At 68.6% G+C, this 17938-nt stretch carries 17 protein-coding genes and 1 other RNA gene; 10 read left to right on the forward strand and 8 right to left on the reverse strand.

Translation table 11 applies throughout. From position 1 onward, the window contains the following. Positions 1 to 158 precede the first annotated feature (158 nt). Positions 159 to 998 carry a MipA/OmpV family protein gene (locus UCD39_RS23675; protein WP_330498140.1) on the forward strand — a complete coding sequence of 280 codons (840 nt, stop codon included), beginning with the start codon at positions 159 to 161 and terminating at the stop codon, positions 996 to 998. Between the two features lie 60 nt (positions 999 to 1058). On the opposite strand, the gene UCD39_RS23680 is transcribed toward UCD39_RS23675, so the two are convergent. After that, positions 1059 to 1568: a glutathione peroxidase gene (locus tag UCD39_RS23680; protein WP_330498141.1), complete on the reverse strand. Its 510-nt coding sequence runs from the start codon at positions 1566 to 1568 to the stop codon at positions 1059 to 1061. A 243-nt stretch (positions 1569 to 1811) separates the two neighbouring features. Between UCD39_RS23680 and UCD39_RS23685 the strand changes: the two genes are divergently transcribed. The 3 genes from UCD39_RS23685 (at position 1812) to UCD39_RS23695 (ending at position 4979) form a co-directional block, all read left to right on the forward strand. Further along, positions 1812 to 2681 (forward strand): OmpA family protein, encoded by an 870-nt coding sequence (locus UCD39_RS23685; RefSeq protein WP_330498142.1) that lies wholly within the window; start codon positions 1812 to 1814, stop codon positions 2679 to 2681. 69 nt (positions 2682 to 2750) lie between these two features. Beyond that, positions 2751 to 3926: a flagellar motor protein MotA gene (locus UCD39_RS23690; RefSeq protein ID WP_330498143.1), complete on the forward strand. Its 1176-nt coding sequence runs from the start codon at positions 2751 to 2753 to the stop codon at positions 3924 to 3926. A gap of 3 nt (positions 3927 to 3929) precedes the next feature. Then, the gene (locus UCD39_RS23695; RefSeq protein WP_330498144.1) at positions 3930 to 4979 is read left to right on the forward strand and encodes a peptidoglycan -binding protein; all 1050 of its coding nucleotides are present in this window, start codon (positions 3930 to 3932) and stop codon (positions 4977 to 4979) included. Here the strand turns inward: UCD39_RS23695 and UCD39_RS23700 are convergent. Beyond that, positions 4976 to 5962, reverse strand: coding sequence for a lipid II:glycine glycyltransferase FemX (locus tag UCD39_RS23700; RefSeq protein ID WP_330498145.1), 987 nt, complete (start codon positions 5960 to 5962; stop codon positions 4976 to 4978). The genes UCD39_RS23695 and UCD39_RS23700 overlap by 4 nt on opposite strands. Positions 5963 to 6078: 116 nt before the next feature. Here UCD39_RS23700 and epmA point away from each other — a divergent pair, with 116 nt between their 5' ends. The 3 genes from epmA (at position 6079) to UCD39_RS23715 (ending at position 7843) form a co-directional block, all read left to right on the forward strand. Beyond that, positions 6079 to 7134 carry an EF-P lysine aminoacylase EpmA gene (gene epmA, locus UCD39_RS23705; RefSeq protein ID WP_330498146.1) on the forward strand — a complete coding sequence of 352 codons (1056 nt, stop codon included), beginning with the start codon at positions 6079 to 6081 and terminating at the stop codon, positions 7132 to 7134. 65 nt (positions 7135 to 7199) lie between these two features. After that, entirely contained in the window at positions 7200 to 7457 is a 258-nt protein-coding gene (locus UCD39_RS23710; RefSeq protein ID WP_330498147.1) for a type II toxin-antitoxin system Phd/YefM family antitoxin, read from the forward strand. A 5-nt stretch (positions 7458 to 7462) separates the two neighbouring features. Continuing rightward, the gene (locus tag UCD39_RS23715) at positions 7463 to 7843 is read left to right on the forward strand and encodes a type II toxin-antitoxin system VapC family toxin (protein ID WP_330498512.1); all 381 of its coding nucleotides are present in this window, start codon (positions 7463 to 7465) and stop codon (positions 7841 to 7843) included. Positions 7844 to 7857: 14 nt separating this feature from the next. Here the strand turns inward: UCD39_RS23715 and thiE are convergent, their stop codons facing one another. The 6 genes from thiE to tkt form a co-directional block, all read right to left on the reverse strand. Continuing rightward, positions 7858 to 8487, reverse strand: coding sequence for a thiamine phosphate synthase (thiE, locus tag UCD39_RS23720; RefSeq protein WP_330498148.1), 630 nt, complete (start codon positions 8485 to 8487; stop codon positions 7858 to 7860). Between the two features lie 4 nt (positions 8488 to 8491). Beyond that, complete coding sequence (locus UCD39_RS23725; RefSeq protein WP_330498149.1) at positions 8492 to 9421, reverse strand: class I fructose-bisphosphate aldolase; 930 nt, start codon at positions 9419 to 9421, stop codon at positions 8492 to 8494. Between the two features lie 145 nt (positions 9422 to 9566). Continuing rightward, positions 9567 to 12701 (reverse strand): ligand-binding sensor domain-containing diguanylate cyclase, encoded by a 3135-nt coding sequence (locus tag UCD39_RS23730; protein WP_330498150.1) that lies wholly within the window; start codon positions 12699 to 12701, stop codon positions 9567 to 9569. Positions 12702 to 12930: 229 nt separating this feature from the next. Further along, complete coding sequence (locus tag UCD39_RS23735; RefSeq protein ID WP_330498151.1) at positions 12931 to 13332, reverse strand: hypothetical protein; 402 nt, start codon at positions 13330 to 13332, stop codon at positions 12931 to 12933. A gap of 93 nt (positions 13333 to 13425) precedes the next feature. After that, entirely contained in the window at positions 13426 to 14433 is a 1008-nt protein-coding gene (gap, locus tag UCD39_RS23740; protein ID WP_322483077.1) for a type I glyceraldehyde-3-phosphate dehydrogenase, read from the reverse strand. A gap of 203 nt (positions 14434 to 14636) precedes the next feature. Then, complete coding sequence (tkt, locus tag UCD39_RS23745) at positions 14637 to 16652, reverse strand: transketolase (RefSeq protein ID WP_330498152.1); 2016 nt, start codon at positions 16650 to 16652, stop codon at positions 14637 to 14639. A 447-nt stretch (positions 16653 to 17099) separates the two neighbouring features. Here tkt and UCD39_RS23750 point away from each other — a divergent pair, with 447 nt between their 5' ends. The 3 genes from UCD39_RS23750 to ssrS all read left to right on the forward strand — a co-directional run bounded on the left by UCD39_RS23750 (position 17100) and on the right by ssrS (position 17885). Beyond that, positions 17100 to 17354 (forward strand): hypothetical protein, encoded by a 255-nt coding sequence (locus UCD39_RS23750; protein WP_330498153.1) that lies wholly within the window; start codon positions 17100 to 17102, stop codon positions 17352 to 17354. A gap of 6 nt (positions 17355 to 17360) precedes the next feature. Further along, complete coding sequence (locus UCD39_RS23755) at positions 17361 to 17711, forward strand: cell division protein ZapA (protein ID WP_330498154.1); 351 nt, start codon at positions 17361 to 17363, stop codon at positions 17709 to 17711. 14 nt (positions 17712 to 17725) lie between these two features. Next, positions 17726 to 17885: non-coding RNA, 6S RNA (gene ssrS / locus UCD39_RS23760), on the forward strand. The last annotated feature ends 53 nt before the right edge of the window (positions 17886 to 17938 follow it).

The raw sequence follows: 17938 nt of genomic DNA on the forward strand, positions 1-17938 counted from the left end.
CCCGGCCGATTATTTCAGGCCGGACACATTGTGCCGCCGCCGCAGCAAACACGACATCAGCCGCCAAGATTGGCAAGGCACGATCCCCGCGTCTTGGCGGTCGGCGCAGTTGGGGGCCGCCACCGGACGCCGTTTCCCCTGTGAGAGGCCAAGCGCCCATGTTTCCCCGCAAGATTCTCCTTCCCGTATCCACCCTTGTGACGGCCGTCGCCTCCCTGCTCGCCGCGACCGCGCTGGCCGACGATGGAACCGCCCAGCCAACGTCGGTCTGGCCAGCGCCGGTCTCGCCAGCCCCGGTCTGGGACGTCAGCCTGGGTGCAGGCGTGGCGGTACGCCCGACATACGAGGGCAGCGACCGTTACCAGGCCAGCCCCATGCCGCTGTTCAGCGTCCGCTATAACGACATGCTGACCATGGGGCCGGAGGGGCTCAGCGCCTATTGGCATCACGGCGATTTTCGCGTCGGCGGCGGCCTGACCTTCGACCCCGGCCGCAACGACAGCAAGGGCAACGGCCTGTTCAACAACGGCGACGACCGGCTGAAGGGCATGGGCGACGTGGACAAGTCACTGGGCTTCAAGGTCTTCGGCGCCTATCAGCTGGGGCGGCTCAGCCTTGACCTGTCTGCCGTGAAGTACACCGGGGACCAGAACGATGGCGTGGTGGTGACAGGTGGCGTCGGCCTGCCCCTGAAGTTGGCTGAGCGCCTGACCCTGATGCCCCATGTCGGCGTGAGCTGGGCCAGCGACAGCTATATGCAAACCTATTTCGGCGTCACCCCGGCCCAGGCCAGCGCCAGCCGTTTCGCCGCCTACAGCGCTGGGGCCGGCTTCAAGGATGTCAGCGCCGGTGCCCTGGCCCGGTATCGCATCACCGACCATTGGTTCGTGACCGGTGATGTGACGGTGAAGCGCCTGTTGGGCGACGCGGCCGACAGCCCTGTGACCTACACCGCCACCAGCGCCCGCGCCTTCGCGGCGGTGGGCTATCGTTTCTGACGAAGCCGCCCCCGGTGCCGGTGGCGCCGGGGGCGGTTCAGTCGCGCGCGGGAGGGGCGATCAGGCCAGGGCCGTTTCCACCGCCTGGATGATGGCCTCATTGGATGGGCGGAAGACGGACGACCAGTAACGGACCAGACGGCCATCCTTGCCCAGCAGGTACTTGTGGAAGTTCCAGCGCGGGGCGGCGTCCTCGCCGGCGACATCCACCAGCCACCCGAAGAACGGATGGGCCGTGGCGCCCACCACCACTTCCTTGTCCGCCATGGTGAATTCGACGCCGTAGTTGCGCTGGCAGAAGGCGCCGATTTCCGAGGCGGAGCCGGGTTCCTGCTTGCCGAAGTCGTTGGACGGCACCCCCAGCACCACCAGGCCGCGGGGGCCGTACTTGGCGTGCAGGGCCTGCAAATCCTCATACTGGTTGGTGAAGCGGCAGTTGCTGGCGGTATTCACCACCAGAACTGGCTGCCCGGCGAAGGCAGCCAAGGGGATGGCGCCTTGACCGCCCAGACGCTGGAACGTGAAGGCGTGGGCGGAAGGGGCGGCGGCGGTCTGCGGCTGGGGCAGCATGGGGTAGGCTCCTGACCGGTGGTCTGGTGGGGCGGCGCCTGATGGGCCGCCGATGTTAATCAGTGAATTAGAATTATTCTAAATCATGGGTTGGCGTCAAGCACGGGATGCGGCAGGCGGCGTCATGAAACAGGGCCGGTGAGCCAAAGCGGTGATAAAAAGGTTGCGCGGACCATGGATTGGCCACATTTCCAAGGTCTAGTCAGCCTGCCGAAAGCCGTTACCCGTATGCGTCGCCCCACCATGTCCCCTGTGCCCGTTCTAGCTGTTGTGGCCGCCGCGTTGTTGGCGTTTCCGGCCTATGCCCAGACCTCCCCGACCGATGTTCCGGCCGCTGGCGCTTCTCCCACAGGCGCCCCTCAGGGCGGAACCACCGACGCCGGAAAGGGATCCAGCCCGCAGGAGCCGGCGGCGCATCCCGCCCCGAAGCCGAAGGCCGCCCAGCATAAGGCGCCCAAGGCCGCGCCGGCGCCGGCCGTTCCCGGCCAATCCACCGACAGCCAGTCGGGCAAGGCGACCACCCCGCCCAGTTCCGGTGAGCTGGGCACGCCTACCATCGAACGGGCCAAGCCTGCGCCCACGCCCAAGGTGGTGCCGGTGCCCGACATGCCGAAGGCGCTGACCAAGCCGGAGGCGACGCCCGTCCCCGGCCGCACGCCGGAACCGGAGGGGGCCCAGCCGCCCGTGACTTCCGACATCCGGCCACGGGGCGTCACCCATGTGGACAAGGGCACGCCCGCCACCCCGGCGGACCATCTGGTCGTGCCCTTCACCGCCGGGTCCACCACCCTGGACAAGAAGCAGGAGGCGGCCCTGACCGCCGTCGCGGGCCGTCTGGGCCAAGACCCCAACCGTCGTCTGGAGATACGGGGATATGCCCCGCTGCCGGCCCTGGACCGGGAGGCCGCCGCCCGGCGCTTGTCGCTCATCCGTGCCAACGCCGTGCGCGACCGCCTGATGGCCTTGGGCGTACCCAAGGAGCGGCTGGTGGTGTACGCCATGGGGTCCGTCAATGGCGACCAGGATGACAAGAACGCCGTGCGCGGGGCCGCCAAGGGCTCCGACCTGCCGCCTGAGGTCTTCGACCGGGTGGAGCTGACCTTCATCCACTGAGCCAGTCCCCGCGGGCCGGGACGGTGGCAGCCGTCCGGAGCCAACCCGCCGCAGCGATAAAGGAAAACAATGTCGCGCCCGACCCCCTATCTGTTCCGCATGTGTGTGTTCCTGGCGGCCATCGCCGCCGTGATGGGGGTGCTCTACCCGCAGGTGGAGCGGTTCTTTATGGCCAATCCCGCCCTGAACGGCTTGATCCTGGGGGCGCTGGCCATCGGCATCCTCTACATCTTCCGCCAGGCCATGATGCTGCGGCCCGAGGTCGAATGGCTGGAAACCTTCCGCAGCGGCGGCGCCACCTCCACCCAGCCGCGTCTGCTGGCGCCCATGGCCCACATGCTGGGCGATCGCGGCCGTGGCGGCACGGCGGGCATGGCTGGCAGCCGCCTCAACCTGTCGGCCATCGCCACCCGCTCCCTGCTGGATGGTGTCAGCGCCCGCCTGGATGAAAGCCGGGAGATCAGCCGCTACCTGATCGGCCTGATGATCTTCCTGGGCCTGCTGGGCACCTTCTGGGGCCTGCTACAGACGGTTTCTACCATCGGCGGCGTCATTTCCGGCCTGAAGGTGGGCAATGGCGACGCCGTGGCCATCTTCGCCGACTTGCAGCAGGGCCTCGCCGCCCCGCTGGCCGGCATGGGCACGGCCTTCAGCGCCAGCCTGTTCGGCCTGGCCGGCTCCCTGGTGCTGGGCTTCCTGGAGCTGCAGGCCGGCCAGGCGCAGAACCGCTTCTACATGGATCTGGAGGACTGGCTGGCCGGGTCCACCCGCATCGGCGGTGGCGGCTTGGTGGAGGTGGGCGACCAGCCGGTGCCGGCCTACATCCAGGCCCTGCTGGAAACGACCGCCGAGAATATCGAGAAGCTGCAATACACCATGGCGCAGGGGGAGGATAACCGGCGCAACGCCAACAGCCACCTGGTGGCGCTGACGGAGCGGCTGGCCACCCTGTCGGACCAGATGAAGGCGGAGCAGCAGCTGATGGTGCGGCTGGCGGAGGGGCAGCTGGAGATGCGCCCCGTGCTGCAGCGCTTGGCGGAACAGCTGGGAAGCGGCGGCGGCGCCCTGGGCGGTGGCGGCCTGGACGACGCCAGCCGCGCCCACCTGCGCAACCTGGACCTTTACCTGGCCCGCCTGGTGGAGGAGGTGGCCACCGGCCGCGTCCAGTCGACCCAGGAAATCCGCACCGAGATCAAGATCCTCACCCGCACAATCGCGGCGCTGGGCGAAGGGGCGGAACGCTAAGCCATGGCGGGCATTGGCCGGCGGGCTTCACGCCGTCACCTCGACATCTGGCCAGGCTGGGTGGACGCGCTGTCCTCCCTGGTCATGGTCATCGTCTTCCTGCTGATGGTGTTCGTGCTGTCGCAGTTCGCGCTGTCTTCCCTGCTGCACGGCAAGGATGAGGCGCTGGCCCAGCTGAACAGCCGCATCGCGCTGCTGGCTGACCAACTGGCCATGGAACAGGCGGACAAGGCCAAGCTGACCGCCGACATGGCGGCGCTTACGGAGCAGTTGCAGGCGTCGCTGGCCAAGAATACCCAGTTGCAGGCGGACCTGGACGCGGCGGGCAAGGCCAAGGACGACCTGGCGGCCCAGGTGCAGGCCCTGACCGATGCCGCCGGCGCCAAGCAGGCGGAACTGGATAACGAGAAGAACGTCAGCGCCCAGGCCAAGGCGCAGGTGGACCTGCTGAACCAGCAGTTGGCGGCGCTGCGTCAGCAGCTTGCGCAACTGAACGCCGCGCTGGCCGCGTCGGAGCAGAAGGACAAGGAACAGCAGGTCCAGATCGTGGATCTGGGCAAGCGCCTGAACGCCGCCCTGGCCGGCAAGGTCGCGGAACTGGCCCGCTATCGCTCCGAGTTCTTCGGCAAGCTGCGCGAGGTGCTGGGCGACCGGCCGGACATCCGCATCGTCGGCGACCGCTTCGTCTTCCAGTCCGAGGTGCTGTTCGACAGCGGCAGCGCCGAGTTGGGCGACCGGGGCCGCAAGCAACTGGCCAGCCTGGCCAAGACCCTGTTGGACATCTCCAAGAAGTTTCCCAAGGACCTGAACTGGATCCTGCGCGTGGACGGCCATACCGATGCCGTGCCCATCCATACCCCCGCCTTCGCCAGCAACTGGGAACTATCCTCCGCCCGCGCCACGGCGGTGGTGAAGTTCCTGATCCAGCAGGGCGTGGCGCCGGAGCGCCTGGCCTCCACCGGTTTCGGTGAGTTCCAGCCGCTGGAGCCGGGCGACACCCCCGACGTCCGCGCCCGCAACCGCCGCATCGAGCTGAAGCTGGACCAGCGCTAGTTCCACACGCCGGCCAGTTCCACTTCCTCACCCCCCAGGCCGCGCTTGAAGGTGTTGATGCCCTCCACGTCCGGGGTCAGGCCGCCCAGGTCGAAGGCGACGCGGCCCTGGGCCTTCAATTCCAGGCAGGCGCGCCACAGCAGCAGATGGTGGGCGCGGGTGCGTCGGCCTTCCGGGCCGCTCCACCCCACCTGATAGGTCGCGGCGACGCCGTGGCCGAAGATCAGCATGCCCGCCACGGGCTCCCCCTCCAGCAGGGCGCGCAGGACCAGGACGTCGCCATCCTTGTGCATGGCGGTGCGTAGGCGGGTCAGCAGCTTGGTGCCGGCAGCGCGGTACTTGCGTTCCTTGCGGTCGGCCTCGTGCTTTTCCAGCAGCCAGGGCAGGGTGGCGCCGTCGCGGTCCACCTCCACCGCTAGGCCGGACTTCTCGCCCTGGCGCAGCTTGTTGCGCCATTTGGGGTCCAACTTGGCGCGCAAGGCGGCCTCATCCGGCGTCAGGTCCAGCCAGATGGTCCGATAGCCGGGCCCCGGCTGATGACGCCAGCCGGCCCAGGTCAGCGCCGTGGTGGCCAGGGGCCCGGCCGGCACCTCGGCGATCACGCTGGGCCAGCGCAGCAGGCCGGTGGGATAGGCCTGGCGCAGCAGGCGGTAAACTACGCCCACGGTGCTCCAGTCCTGCGCCTCCGGCACCAGCAGGGGGCCGCGATGCACCTTGGCCACCTGCACGGCGCGGGCCAGGCGCTTCTCCAGCACCAGCACCAGGCCGATGGGCTGGCCGTCCCGTTCGAAGATGCCCAGGCGCGGCTTCCAGCCTTCCACCGTCATCATGGCGGCGGCGTAGCCGAAGCACTGCGTCAGGCTGCTGCGCGGCACGCGCTTCAGCAGGGCGTTCCATTCGCTGATGCGGGCGCCGTCCCAGCGCAGGGTGACGTTGGGGGCCGCGCCCGGCGCCTTGGGCTCCGGCTGGGGCGCGGGCGTCACCGCGGGCGGGCTTTTGGATTTTTTGACGGGGGTGGATTTGGCCACGGGACTCGACAGCGGCAGGTGGGAACGGTATGCCGCCCAGCATATCGCTTGTCGTGGAAGGACCACCAGCCATGAAGACCCCGACCCAACCCTGGTGGCACCCCGACCGTATGGCCCGGCGCGCCGCCAACCTGAAGGCGCGCGGCGCCATGACCCGCGCCCTGCGCCGCTGGTTCGAGGATGGGGACTTTGAGGAGGTGGAGACGCCGGCCCTGCAGGTGTCCCCGGGGCTGGAGCCGCACCTGATGGCCTTCGCCACCGAGTTGGTGGGCAGCCATCCCGACGACCGGCTGACCCTGCGCCTGCACACCAGCCCCGAATTCACCATGAAGAAGCTGCTCGTGGCGGGGCTGCCGCGCATCTTCCAACTGGCCCACGTCTACAGGAATGGCGAGCGCTCCCCCACCCACAGCCCGGAATTCACCATGCTGGAATGGTACCGGGTGGGGGCGGGCTATCGCGACCTGATGGACGACTGCATCGGCCTGACCCGGGCGCTGTGCGCCGCCGCTGGCGTGGACATCCTGCGCCGGGGCGATCTCACCTGCGATCCGCTGGCGGAGTGGGAGGTGCTGACGGTGCAGGAGGCGTTCCAGCGCCATGTCGGCATCGACCTGCTGGCGACGGCGCCCGATCCCGCCCGGCCGGACGTGGCCCTGCTGGCCCAGGCGGCCGAAGCCGTGGGCATCCACGCCCATGCCGGCGACACCTGGGAGGATTTGTTCTTCCGCATCAGCCTGGATCGCATCGAGCCGCACCTGGGCATGGGCCGGCCGACCTTCCTGACCGACTACCCCGTGTCCATGGCCGCGCTGTCGCGGCCCAAGCCGGAAGACGGCCGCGTGGCGGAACGGTTCGAGCTGTACGCCTGCGGCGTTGAGCTGGCCAACGCCTTCGGGGAGCTGACGGATGCCGCTGTTCAGAAGGCTCGTTTCGAGGCCGATATGGATTTGAAGCAGGCGCTGTATGGCGAGCGCTATCCCATCGACGCCGATTTCCTGGCGGCCCTGGAATTCGGCCTGCCCGACTGCGCCGGCATCGCCCTGGGCTTTGACCGCCTGGTCATGCTGGCCACCAACGCGGCCGCCGTCGACGACGTGCTATGGGCGCCGGTGGCGCTGCCGTGAGGTGATTCGACTCGGCGGTGGGGCTGGCGTAAAATTACCAGGCCGCGTGGGCAATGGAGGCGGTTGTGGATATTGCGATCAAAGAAGCCGAGGCTCAGCTTACTGACTTGGTGAACAAGGCTGTGGCAGGGGAGGACGTAGTGCTTACCCGTCAGGGCCAGGCGCTCGTCAGGCTGGTGCCGGTCACGCCGCCACTCACCAAGGCGCAACGACATGCCCTGACCTTGGAGATTATTGCCGAGGCCCGCGCCAACCCTGTCAGCGGGCCCAACTCCTTGCGCAGCCAGGATTTTCTTTACGACGATGATGGCTTGCCCGCATAACGGCTATCGTCGTCGACACCTCCGCGATTATCGAGATCGCCTTGGGCGACCCGCTGGCCTTGGAATGCGCTGAATGTCTGCATCGGGCGGATGGCGTCTTCATCAGTATGGGAACACTGGTTGAAACCTTGATCGTCGGACGCAGGCGGGGTGTTGGGGGGCGTGTGGATCGATTGCTGCAGGGGTGGCGGCTGACTGAAGTGCCCGTGACATCGGACGGGGCTCGGCAGGTTGCTGAGGTTTATGATCACTGGGGGCGGGGTGTTCATCCCGCGTCGTTGAACATGGGCGATTGCTACGCCTATGCCCTGGCGAAAGAGATGAACCTGCCGCTGCTCTTCGTCGGGGACGACTTCTCCAAGACCGACGTGATCCCGGCGCTGTAGGCGCCGGGTCTGTGTCACGCCTCCGCGATGGCCTTGTTGAAGGCCCGTACCGCAGCACCTGGCCCCTCCGGGTGCTGCCAGACGGAGGAGACCACCGCCAGGAAGTCGGCGCCGGCGCGCACCACGTCGCCGCAGTTCTCCGGTGTGATGCCGCCGATTGCGACGCAGGGGATTTCCATCATCTCCTGCCACCAGGTCAGCAGCTCGGGCATGGCCCGGTGCTCTGTTTCCTTGGTGCCGGTGGGGAAGAAGGCGCCGAAGGCGACGTAGTCCGCCCCGTCCTCGCCCGCCACCATGGCCAGGTGGCGACTGTCGTGGCAGGTCACCCCGACGATGGCGTCCCCGCCCATGATCTTGCGCGCCTCGCGGTAGGGCATGTCGGTCTGGCCGACATGGACCCCGTCGCAGCCCATCTCCTTGGCCAGGCGCGGATGGTCGTTCAGGATGAAGGCCACCTCGCGCTCCTGCGCCACCGGGCGCAGGGCGTCGATGGCGCGACGCACCGCGTCATCGTCCACATCCTTCAGCCGCAGCTGGACGCAGGCGACATCGCCCGCGTCCAAGGCCGTGGCCAATTGAACGGCGAACGCCGCCGGCTCCAGGGCCGGCGGCGTCACCAGGTAAAGACGGCAATCAGCCTTCAAAAACTTATTCCTTGCCCTGGTAGATGCGAACGATCCGGTCCAGCAGGGCCAGCGCGTCCTCACGGCTGCGCTGGAAGCTGTTGCGGCCGATGATGGAACCGTTGCCGCCGCCATCACGGATGGCGCGGGCGTCCTCGAACACCGCGTCCTCGCCCTTGGCGGCGCCGCCGGAGAAGACCACCAGGCGCTTGCCGTTGAAGGCGGAGCGCATGACGTCGGCCACGCGCTCGGCCTGGGTGGACCGGGCGATGCCCTTGGACTCGTAGACCTTCTTGGACTCCTTGTTGCCCAGATGGTCGGTGGCCAGCTTCACCTTGATGATGTGGGCGCCCAGCAATGCCGCCATATGGGCGGCATAGGTGCTGATGTCGATCGCCAGCTCGGCGTCCTTGTCCAGGTCGCCGCCGCGCGGGTAGGACCACAGCACGGTGGCCAGGCCGCAGGCCTTGGCCTCGGCCGACAGCTCGCGGAATTCCTCGAACTGGTCGAACATGGCGTCGGAGCCGGGGTAGATGGTGAAGCCGATGGCGGAGCAGCCCAGGCGCAGGGCGTCGGCCACGGTGGCGGTCACCGCCTGGTCCGGGGCGTCACCGCCGCGCGACAGGCTGTTGGAGCTGTTCATCTTCAGGATGGTGGGGATGGCGCCCGCGAAGGTGGCGGCGCCCTGCTCCAGCATGCCCAGGGGGGCGGCATAGGCGTTCAGGCCGGCGTCGATCGCCAGCTGGAAATGGTAGTGCGGGTCGTAAGCCGGCGGGTTGGGCGCGAAGCTGCGCGCGGGGCCATGCTCAAAGCCCTGGTCGACGGGCAGGATGACCATCTTGCCGGTGCCGCCCAGGCGGCCTTCCATCAGGATGCGGGCCAGGTTGGCCTTGGTGCCGGGATTGTCGCTCTCGTACCAGGAAAGGATTTCCTTAACGCGGCGGGTCAGCTTCATGGTTACGGTATCCCCGAGTTTGTTTTGAATGTTTGTGTTTATTGTACGCGTGATGCCGGGTTGATATCCCAGCACCGGGTGCTTGGCAATCTGCCCCAGGCTCGGGGCGAGATCATGGCAGATTTCCGCCAATCGCGACGGTGGACTAGTGATCTTCCTGGGGCCGGGCGTCGCGTTCTTCGCCCTTGCCAATTCCGCCCCGGTCCCCGGTGTACGCCGCCACCCGATCGCGTCCCGCCCGCTTGGCGGCATACAGGCCATGGTCGGCCCGGTCCAGCAGCTGCTTCAGTGTCACCGGCGGCAGGGCGGCGGCGACGCCGATGCTGATGGTCACGGCGATGGACGTGTCGTCGTCCACGCCGTAGGGCGTCCCGCCTACCGCGCGCCGCACGCGGTCCGCCACCGCCAGGGCCGTGGCTTCGTCCGCGTCGGGCAGGAGCAGGGCCAATTCCTCACCACCCAGGCGGGCGAAGACGTCGGTCTTGCGCAGCAGGGTGCGGATGCGGCCCACCACCGCCAGCAGCACCTCGTCGCCCGCGCTGTGGCCCAGGGTGTCGTTCACCTGCTTGAAATGGTCGATGTCCATCATCAGCAGGGCGGTCGGCTTGGGCATGGGACGGGCCCGGGCCAGCGCCGCCTCCGCCAGTTCCATGAAATGGCGGCGGTTATGGATTCCGGTCAGCGGGTCCCGGCTGGCCAGGTCCTTCAGCCGCTCATTGGCGGACAGCAGGTCGCGGGTCTGGCGGGCGACTTGTTCCTCCAGCATGGCGCGGCGGCGGCGAAGATAGGCGGTGCGAAACTGGACCAGGGCGACCACCCCACCCAGCGCCAACGCGGCGGCGGCCAGCCTGGCCCACAGCGTCTGCCACCAGGCCGGCTGGACCTTGATGGACAGCTTCAGCGGCGTGGACCAGTCGCCCGCGCTGGTACCGGCCTTGATCAGCAGGCTGTACCGGCCGGGCGGCAGGTTGGTGTAGGAGGCGACCCGCTGCGTGGCGTCGGTTTCCGTCCAATCCTTATCGAAGCCGGTCAGCTTGTAGGCGTAGCGCATCTCCTCCGGCGCGGCGTAGTTCAGCGCGGCGAAGGCCACCTCCAGGCTGCGGTCGTGGTGTCCCAGCCGGATGGGTGCGGGGGCCGTCGCGGTGCCGGTGGGGACCGCCTGGCCGGCGATGCGGACGGCGGTGACGGCCAGCGGCGGAGGGGTGGTCCGGGGCTTGAACCGCTCGGGATGCACCACCGTCGCACCGCCACCGCCGCCGAAGATCAGGCTGCCGTCTGGCAGGACAGCGCCGGAGTGGATCCAATAGGCGGGAAGGGCGACGCCGTCGGCACGCCCCAGGGGCCGCGCGGCCCAGGTCCGCGGGTCGATGACAGCCAGGCCATCGGCCGTGCTGGCCCAAACCCGGCCGCCCCCGTCCAGCAGCAGGGTGCCGATGTTGTCGTTGGGCAGGCCGTCGCCCACGCTCAGCCGCCGGAACACGCCATGGGGGTGGCCGGGGCCGGCGGCTTGTTCCAGGATGCCGATTCCCCCACCCAGGGTACCTGCCCAGAGCCGGCCCTCGCCGTCGCGCAGCAGGGTGGTGACCAGGTCCGCCGGCAGGGATTGGCGATCGGCCGGGTCATGCGTGTAATGGCTGAAGGCGCCGGTGGCGGGATCCAGGCGGTCCAGGCCGTGGCGGGTACCCACCCACAGCCCGCCGGCGCCATCGTCCAGCATGACGTTGACGCTGTCATCGACCAGGGAGGCGGGATCGGCGCTGTGCCGGTATACCGTCGTCTCCCCAGTGGCGGGGGTATAGCGCACCAGCGGCCCGGCGGCGAACCACAGGGTGTCGCCCTTCGCCAGCCCATAGATGACTGGGCCGATGGCGGCGCCGGGGAAGGCGCGCTGATCCAACGCGCCGCTGTGGGGGTCATGACGGAACAGGGCGCGGCCGGCACCGGCGCCCAGCCAAACGCTGCCGTCCGGCGCCCCCGTGATGCTGAGCACACCGCCGGGAGGGAGGGAGGCGACATTGGGCAGGGGGGTGATCGTGCCTGCCGCGGAATCCAGCAGCGCCGCCCCATGGTCCTTGAACCCCATCCAGGCGCGCCCGTCCGGGGTGGTGGCGATTCCCAGCACGTTGTCATCGGGTAGGCCCCTGCCGGTGCCCCCACCAACGCCTGGGTCGGGCAACAGGGTATCGATGGCCTCGGCGTGCAGGTCCGTGCGGCTGACCCCCAGGTTGGTGGCCGCCCATAACACGCCCTTCCGGTCGCGCAGCAGGGCGCGGACGCTGTCGTCCGCGATGCTGGAAGGGGTCAGCGGATTGTGGCGCACCGTGCGCAACGCGCCCGTGGCGGCGTCGATGATGGTGATGCCCCCGGCCAGCCGGCCCACCCAGATTTCGCCGGGCCGGCCCTCGGTCAGGCAGAACACCAGGGGGCCGCCCAGCGCCTGCGGGCTGGCCTCCGGCACCAAGCGGGCGACGCCCCAGCCACTGGCGCCGGGAGGGTCGGTTTCGGCGGGCAGCACCCGTCCCAGGCCGGAGCGCACGGTGGCGAACCACACGCGGCCGGCGCTGTCCTGGGTCATGGCCATCACTTCATCCACCACCGGGCGGCCCTGCGTGTCCAGCAGCGGGACGGACGTGAACCCTTGGGTGCCAGGCGCGCGCCGCAGCAGGCCGGTGACCGTGCTGACCCACAGGCTGCCATCCTGGGTGCGCAGCAGGGACCGGATGCGGTCTGCGGGGGCGGAGGTGGCGTCGCCGTCACGGTGCGCCTCCCGCGTCACGGTGCCGTCGGGGGCGATATGCTCCAAGCCCGCGTTGGTGCCCACCCACACGCCATCGCCGCCGTCGCTGATCATGCTCAGCACGCCGCCCCGGGCGGCCTGGCCCTGCGGTTCTGGAAAGGTTTGGAACTTGCCGCTCGTCGGATCGTAGCGGGCCACGTCCCCGGTGGCGGTGGAAACCCACAGCCGGCCGGCTGTGGCGGGAACCAGGGCGGTGATGACGTTGCCGGGCAGGCTGCCGTCCACGTCGTCGCGGTGGAAAAAGGTGCGGAAGCGGTAGCCGTCATAGCGGGACAGGCCGCCTTGGGTGCCCACCCAGATGAAGCCGTCGCTGTCTTGCGCCAAGGCCATGGCGATGGGGTGGGGCAGCCCCGCCTCCCGACCAACGTTGGTGAAGACGGTGGCGCGCAGCCGGTCCCAGCCGCTGACCTCCGCCTGCGCGCCGCCACCGGCGAACAGGGGCGATATCGCCAGGAGGGTTACGATTTGTCGTAATCGCCGCACAGGGACTCCCGCAAGCCTGGAATCGCCGGACCTGAGGCTAAGGTTGCACACGGTTCGGTCGTCTGGATAGGGCGATTGATGGAGGATGGGGACGGCCCATGATTGGACATGCTACGGGCCGATCCCTCCATCACCCGCGTCGTCCTTAAGGGAGGAAGTTTGAGGAGAGGTTAATTCCAATCAATATTGGCAGTTGTAGGGGCGCACGCCCAATCTGAACCGCCCAAGATCAGGGGTGCGCCAACCAGTCGCGGCAGGCGGACACCGGCTCGCGATGGCCGCGCAGATCCAACACCTCCCCGCCCTCCGCCGGGTGCAGCCGTGCCCCGAGGGATCGGGCGATGTCAGCCAGCCGGGCCGTGGCGGCATGCTCCCCGGAAAAGGCGATGTCGGGGATGCCTGCGGCCAGGGCCGCCACGGCATGGCCCGCCGCATCGCCACAGTCCAGCACGGCCATCAACGGCGCGCCGGGAAACTCGGCGGCGATGCGGTCCAGCAATGCCCGCCAACCGCCGGCCCCCAGGGCGCCAGCGGCGTCCGGCGCACTGACCAGGCGCACGGGAACGCCGGCCGCCGCCGTCAGCGCGGCACGGGCGTGATCCAGCGACAGGATGCGGATGGGGCGGCTCATGCCCGGCGTTCCAAAAGAGCTTTCCCAGAAGAAAAGGCGCCCCGGCCGGAACCGGGACGCCTTTACCTTAACTCAAACCAAATCCCGTGGGGATCAGCCAACCTTGTGCATGGCGACGGCGGTGTCGCTCATGCGGTTGGAGAAGCCCCACTCGTTATCATACCAGGTCATGATGCGCACGAAGGTGCCGTCGATGACCTTGGTCTCGTTCAGCGCGAAGATGGACGAGTGCGGGTCGTGGTTGAAGTCGGTGGACACCAGCGGCTCGGCATAGGCGCCCAGGATGCCCTTCAGCGGGCCCTCGGCGGCGGCCTTGATGGCGGCCGAGACTTCCTCGACCGTGGTGGCCTTCTTGGCCACGAACTTGAAGTCCACGACCGAGACGTTGGGGGTGGGGACGCGCAGCGACGTGCCGTCCAGCTTGCCCTTCAGTTCCGGCAACACCTTGCCCACGGCCTTGGCGGCGCCGGTGGAGGTCGGGATGATGTTCAGGGCGGCGGCGCGGGCGCGATGCAGGTCCTTGTGCATCGTGTCGACCGTGTTCTGGTCGCCGGTGTAGCTGTGGATGGTGGTCATGAAGCCGTGCTCGATGCCGATGGCATTGTTCAGCACGAAGGCCACCGGGGCCAGGCAGTTGGTGGTGCAACTGGCGTTGGAGACGATCTTGTGTTCCGGCGTCAGCTTGTCGTGGTTCACGCCATAGACGACGGTGATGTCCTCATCCGTGCCGGGGGCGGAGATCAGCACCTTCTTGGCACCGGCGGTCAGGTGCTTGGCGGCGGCGTCGCGGGCGGTGAAGATGCCCGAGCATTCCATCGCCACGTCGATGCCCAGGTCGCCCCACGGCAGCTTGGCCGGGTCGCGTTCCTGCACCACCTTCACCGTGTGGCCGTTGACCACCAGGTTGCCGTCCACCACCTCGACCGTGCCGGGGAAGCGGCCGTGCACGCTGTCATACTTCAGCAGGTGGGCGTTGGTCTTGGCGTCGGCCAGGTCATTGATGGCGACCACTTCGACGTCCTTGCGGCCGCTTTCGTAAATGGCGCGCAGCACCAGACGGCCGATGCGCCCGAACCCGTTGATGGCAACACGAACAGCCATGTGTCTTCCTCCGACATCGTTGAACCGCCCGAGGGATCGGGCCGGCTATGCTGAAACCTTGAAGATGGTAAACGTCACGCCACCCTTTTAGGCGCTATGGGGCTTGCATGGCAGGCCTACCATAGTGGGACGTCTCATCCCTTACCCTGCGTCGAAGCGGGGCGCCCCGGATTTGACACCGGCCGCCCCGCTCCTTGTTCTGGTTACAGGCGCGCCTTGGCGGCCGCGACCACGCCGTCGACGGTGATGCCGAAGTGCTGGTACAGCTCCTTGTAGGGGCCGGACTCGCCGAAGCCGGGCATGCCGACGAAGCCACCCTTGGGGCCGATCCAGCGGTCCCAGCCCATGCGGACCATGGCCTCCACGCCCACGCGGACCACATCGTCACCACCCAGCACCTGGGCCTGGTAGGCATCGCCCTGCTCGACGAACAGTTCCCAGCTGGGCATGGAGACGACGCGGGTGGGGACACCCTCGGCCTGCAGCACGTCGCGGGCCTGCACGGCGATCTCCACCTCCGAGCCGGTGGCCAACAGCACCACCTTGGCCGCCCCGCCCTCAGCCTCGCGCAGGACATAGGCGCCCTTGGCGGTCAGGTTCTCATCGGTGTGTTCGGTACGCAGCGTGGCCAGGTTCTGACGGGTCAGCGCCAGGACCGACGGACGGGTCTTGGAGCGCAGCGCCAGCTGCCAGCACTCCGCCGTTTCCACCTGGTCGGCGGGGCGGAAGACCAGCAGGTTGGGGATGGCGCGCAGGGCGGCCATATGCTCCACCGGCTGGTGGGTCGGGCCGTCCTCGCCCAGGCCGATGCTGTCATGGGTCATGACATGCACCACGCGCTGCTTCATCAGCGCGCCCAGGCGGATGGCCGGGCGGCTGTAGTCGGCGAAGCACAGGAAGGTGCCGCTCAGCGGGATCAAGCCGCCGTGCAGGGCCATGCCGTTCATGGCGGCGGCCATGGCGTGCTCACGCACGCCATAGTGGATGTAGCGGCCCTCGTACTTGTCGCGCTGCAGGCTGACGACGCCCTTGGTGCGGGTGTTGTTGGAGCCGGTGAGGTCGGCGGAGCCGCTCATCAGTTCCGGCACCACGTCGAAGATGGCGTCCAGCACGTTGCCCGAGGCTTGGCGGGTGGCCACGCTGGGGCGGGCCTCGCTGGTGGCGCGTTTGAAGGCGGTGATGGTGGCGTCCAGCTCCGCCGGCGCGTCACCCGACTGGGCGGCCTTGAAGGCGGCGCCCAGGCTGGCGTCGGCGGCGGCCAGGCGCTGGTCCCAGGCGCCGGCGGCGGCGGCACCCCGGGCGCCGTACTGGCGCCAGGCGTCCAGGATGGTGGCCGGGATTTCGAAGGGGCCATACTCCCAGCCATAGGCGGCGCGGGCGCCGGCGATCTCGGCGGCGCCCAGGGGCGAACCGTGGCTGGAGTTCTTGCCAGCCTTGGTCGGGGCGCCCAGGCCGATGGTGGTGCGGCAGGCGATCAGCGACGGCGTGCTGGTGGTCTTGGCCTGGGCGATGGCGGCGGCCACGGCCGCCGGGTCATGGCCGTCGACGGCCTGCACATCCCAGCCATAGGCGACGAAGCGGGCCTTCACGTCCTCGGACAGGGACAGGTTGGTGGGGCCGTCGATGGAGATGCTGTTGTCGTCCCACAGGACGATCAGGCGGTCCAGGCCCAGGTGGCCGGCCAGCGAGGCGGCCTCATGGCTGACACCTTCCTGCAGGCAGCCGTCGCCGGCGATCACATAGGTGTGGTGGTCCACCAGGGCGTCGCCGAAGCGGGCGTTCAGGTGACGCTCCGCCAGGGCCATGCCCACGGCGGTGGCGATACCCTGGCCCAGCGGGCCGGTGGTCATCTCGATGCCGCGGGCCATGCCGTATTCTGGGTGGCCGGCGGTGCGGGCGCCCAGCTGGCGGAACTTCTTGATCTGCTCCAGATCGATGTCCTCATACCCCGTGAGGTAGAGCAGGGCGTAGATCAGCATGGAGCCGTGGCCGGCCGACAGCACGAAGCGGTCGCGGTCGGCCCAGTCGGGACGCTTGGGGTCGAACTTCAGAAACTGGGTGAACAGCACCGTGGCGACATCGGCCATGCCCATGGGCATGCCGGGGTGGCCCGACTTGGCCGCCTCGACGGCATCCATGGCCAGGACGCGGATGGCGGTGGCGAGGTCCTTGTGGGGGACGCCCCCGACGACATCTCCGGTGGCGGGCTGGGACGACATGGGCAGAGGGCCTTTCATCAAGCGGGTGCGCTGTTCAGTGGCGTTGTTCGGTGGCGCTCGGGGGCCGTCCGGGAAAGCAGCCACGGGAAGGGGCTTCCCGGGAACCGATCCCGGGCCCGATGCTCCCGATCATTTGCGCCGCCGCACCACCCTTTTGCCGGGTGTCGTGCGCGCACAATCCGGGCGCGAGGGGCGGCGGCACCATGACCGCCACCGCCGGCCGCGTCAAGGTCCGGGGCCCACCGAAAACTGCAAGCGCGGCCAGCGTTAACGCCTGAGTCCACGGGGCCTGTGCGGCCGTCTTTTCCCTCATCCCTCACTACGGCTGTTTTTCGCTGGTCCCCGTCACATTATTTCTTTATTCGACGCCACACCTTGATCCATCCTGTTCCGCCTGACACCCGTCCATTGCCATCTGGCCATTGCCAACCGGACCCGTTCCATTCCATGGATAGACTGAAGACCGCGCTGGATCGTCTGGACGCCGCCGTCCTTGTTCTGGATGGTGCGTTGGAACGCCGTCTCGCTCAGCCGGTGGCCGTCCCTGGTGACAACGAGGCGGCCAAGGCCCGCATCGCCGAATTGGAGCGGGCGCTGGCGGCGGCGGAGGGACGGGAGCAGGGTGCCAAGGCCGCGACCGCGGCCTTGTCGGAGCGGCTGGACCGGACCATCGGGCAGCTGCGTGCGGTGCTGGAGGACTGATTACAGATGGCCCGCGTGGACATCATCCTGAATGGACGCCCCTATGGCCTGGCCTGCGACGATGGCCAGGAACAGCGCCTGCGCGAGCTTGGCTCCTACGTCGACGCCCGGCTGCGCGAGGTGGCGCATGACGCCTCTGGCGGCAGCGAGACGCAGCTGCTGGTGCTGACCGCCCTCATGCTGGCCGACGAGATTTTCGACCTGCGGGCGGAGCTGGGCGGGCCCCGTCGTCCGGCGCCCATGCCGGTGCAGGACCCGACCCCTGCGCCCCGCGCAGAGGACGAAAGCGTCATCGCCGCCGTCGATAGCCTGGCAAAACGCATCGAAGACATTGCGGCCCGGCTGGATCGCTCCTAAATTAGGGTTCTGGAAGGGGGCTGCGCGGTTCGACAGGACGCATTATCCCCAGGGCCGATACCCAATCCTCTAGGGGGCTGTCCCTGCCGACGCCGTGGTGTCGGACATATGGCTCCCACCTGCCTTGGCAGGCCGTGGAGGATACGCTTGTCCATCGGCCGTCGCGGCTCCTTCCAGACCTCTTCGCCCTCCGGTCCCTGACGACAAGGTCCGGGCCATCCTTCGAG

The organism is Nitrospirillum karajorum (assembly GCF_036348415.1).
Taxonomy (GTDB): Bacteria; Pseudomonadota; Alphaproteobacteria; order Azospirillales; family Azospirillaceae; genus Nitrospirillum; species Nitrospirillum amazonense_B.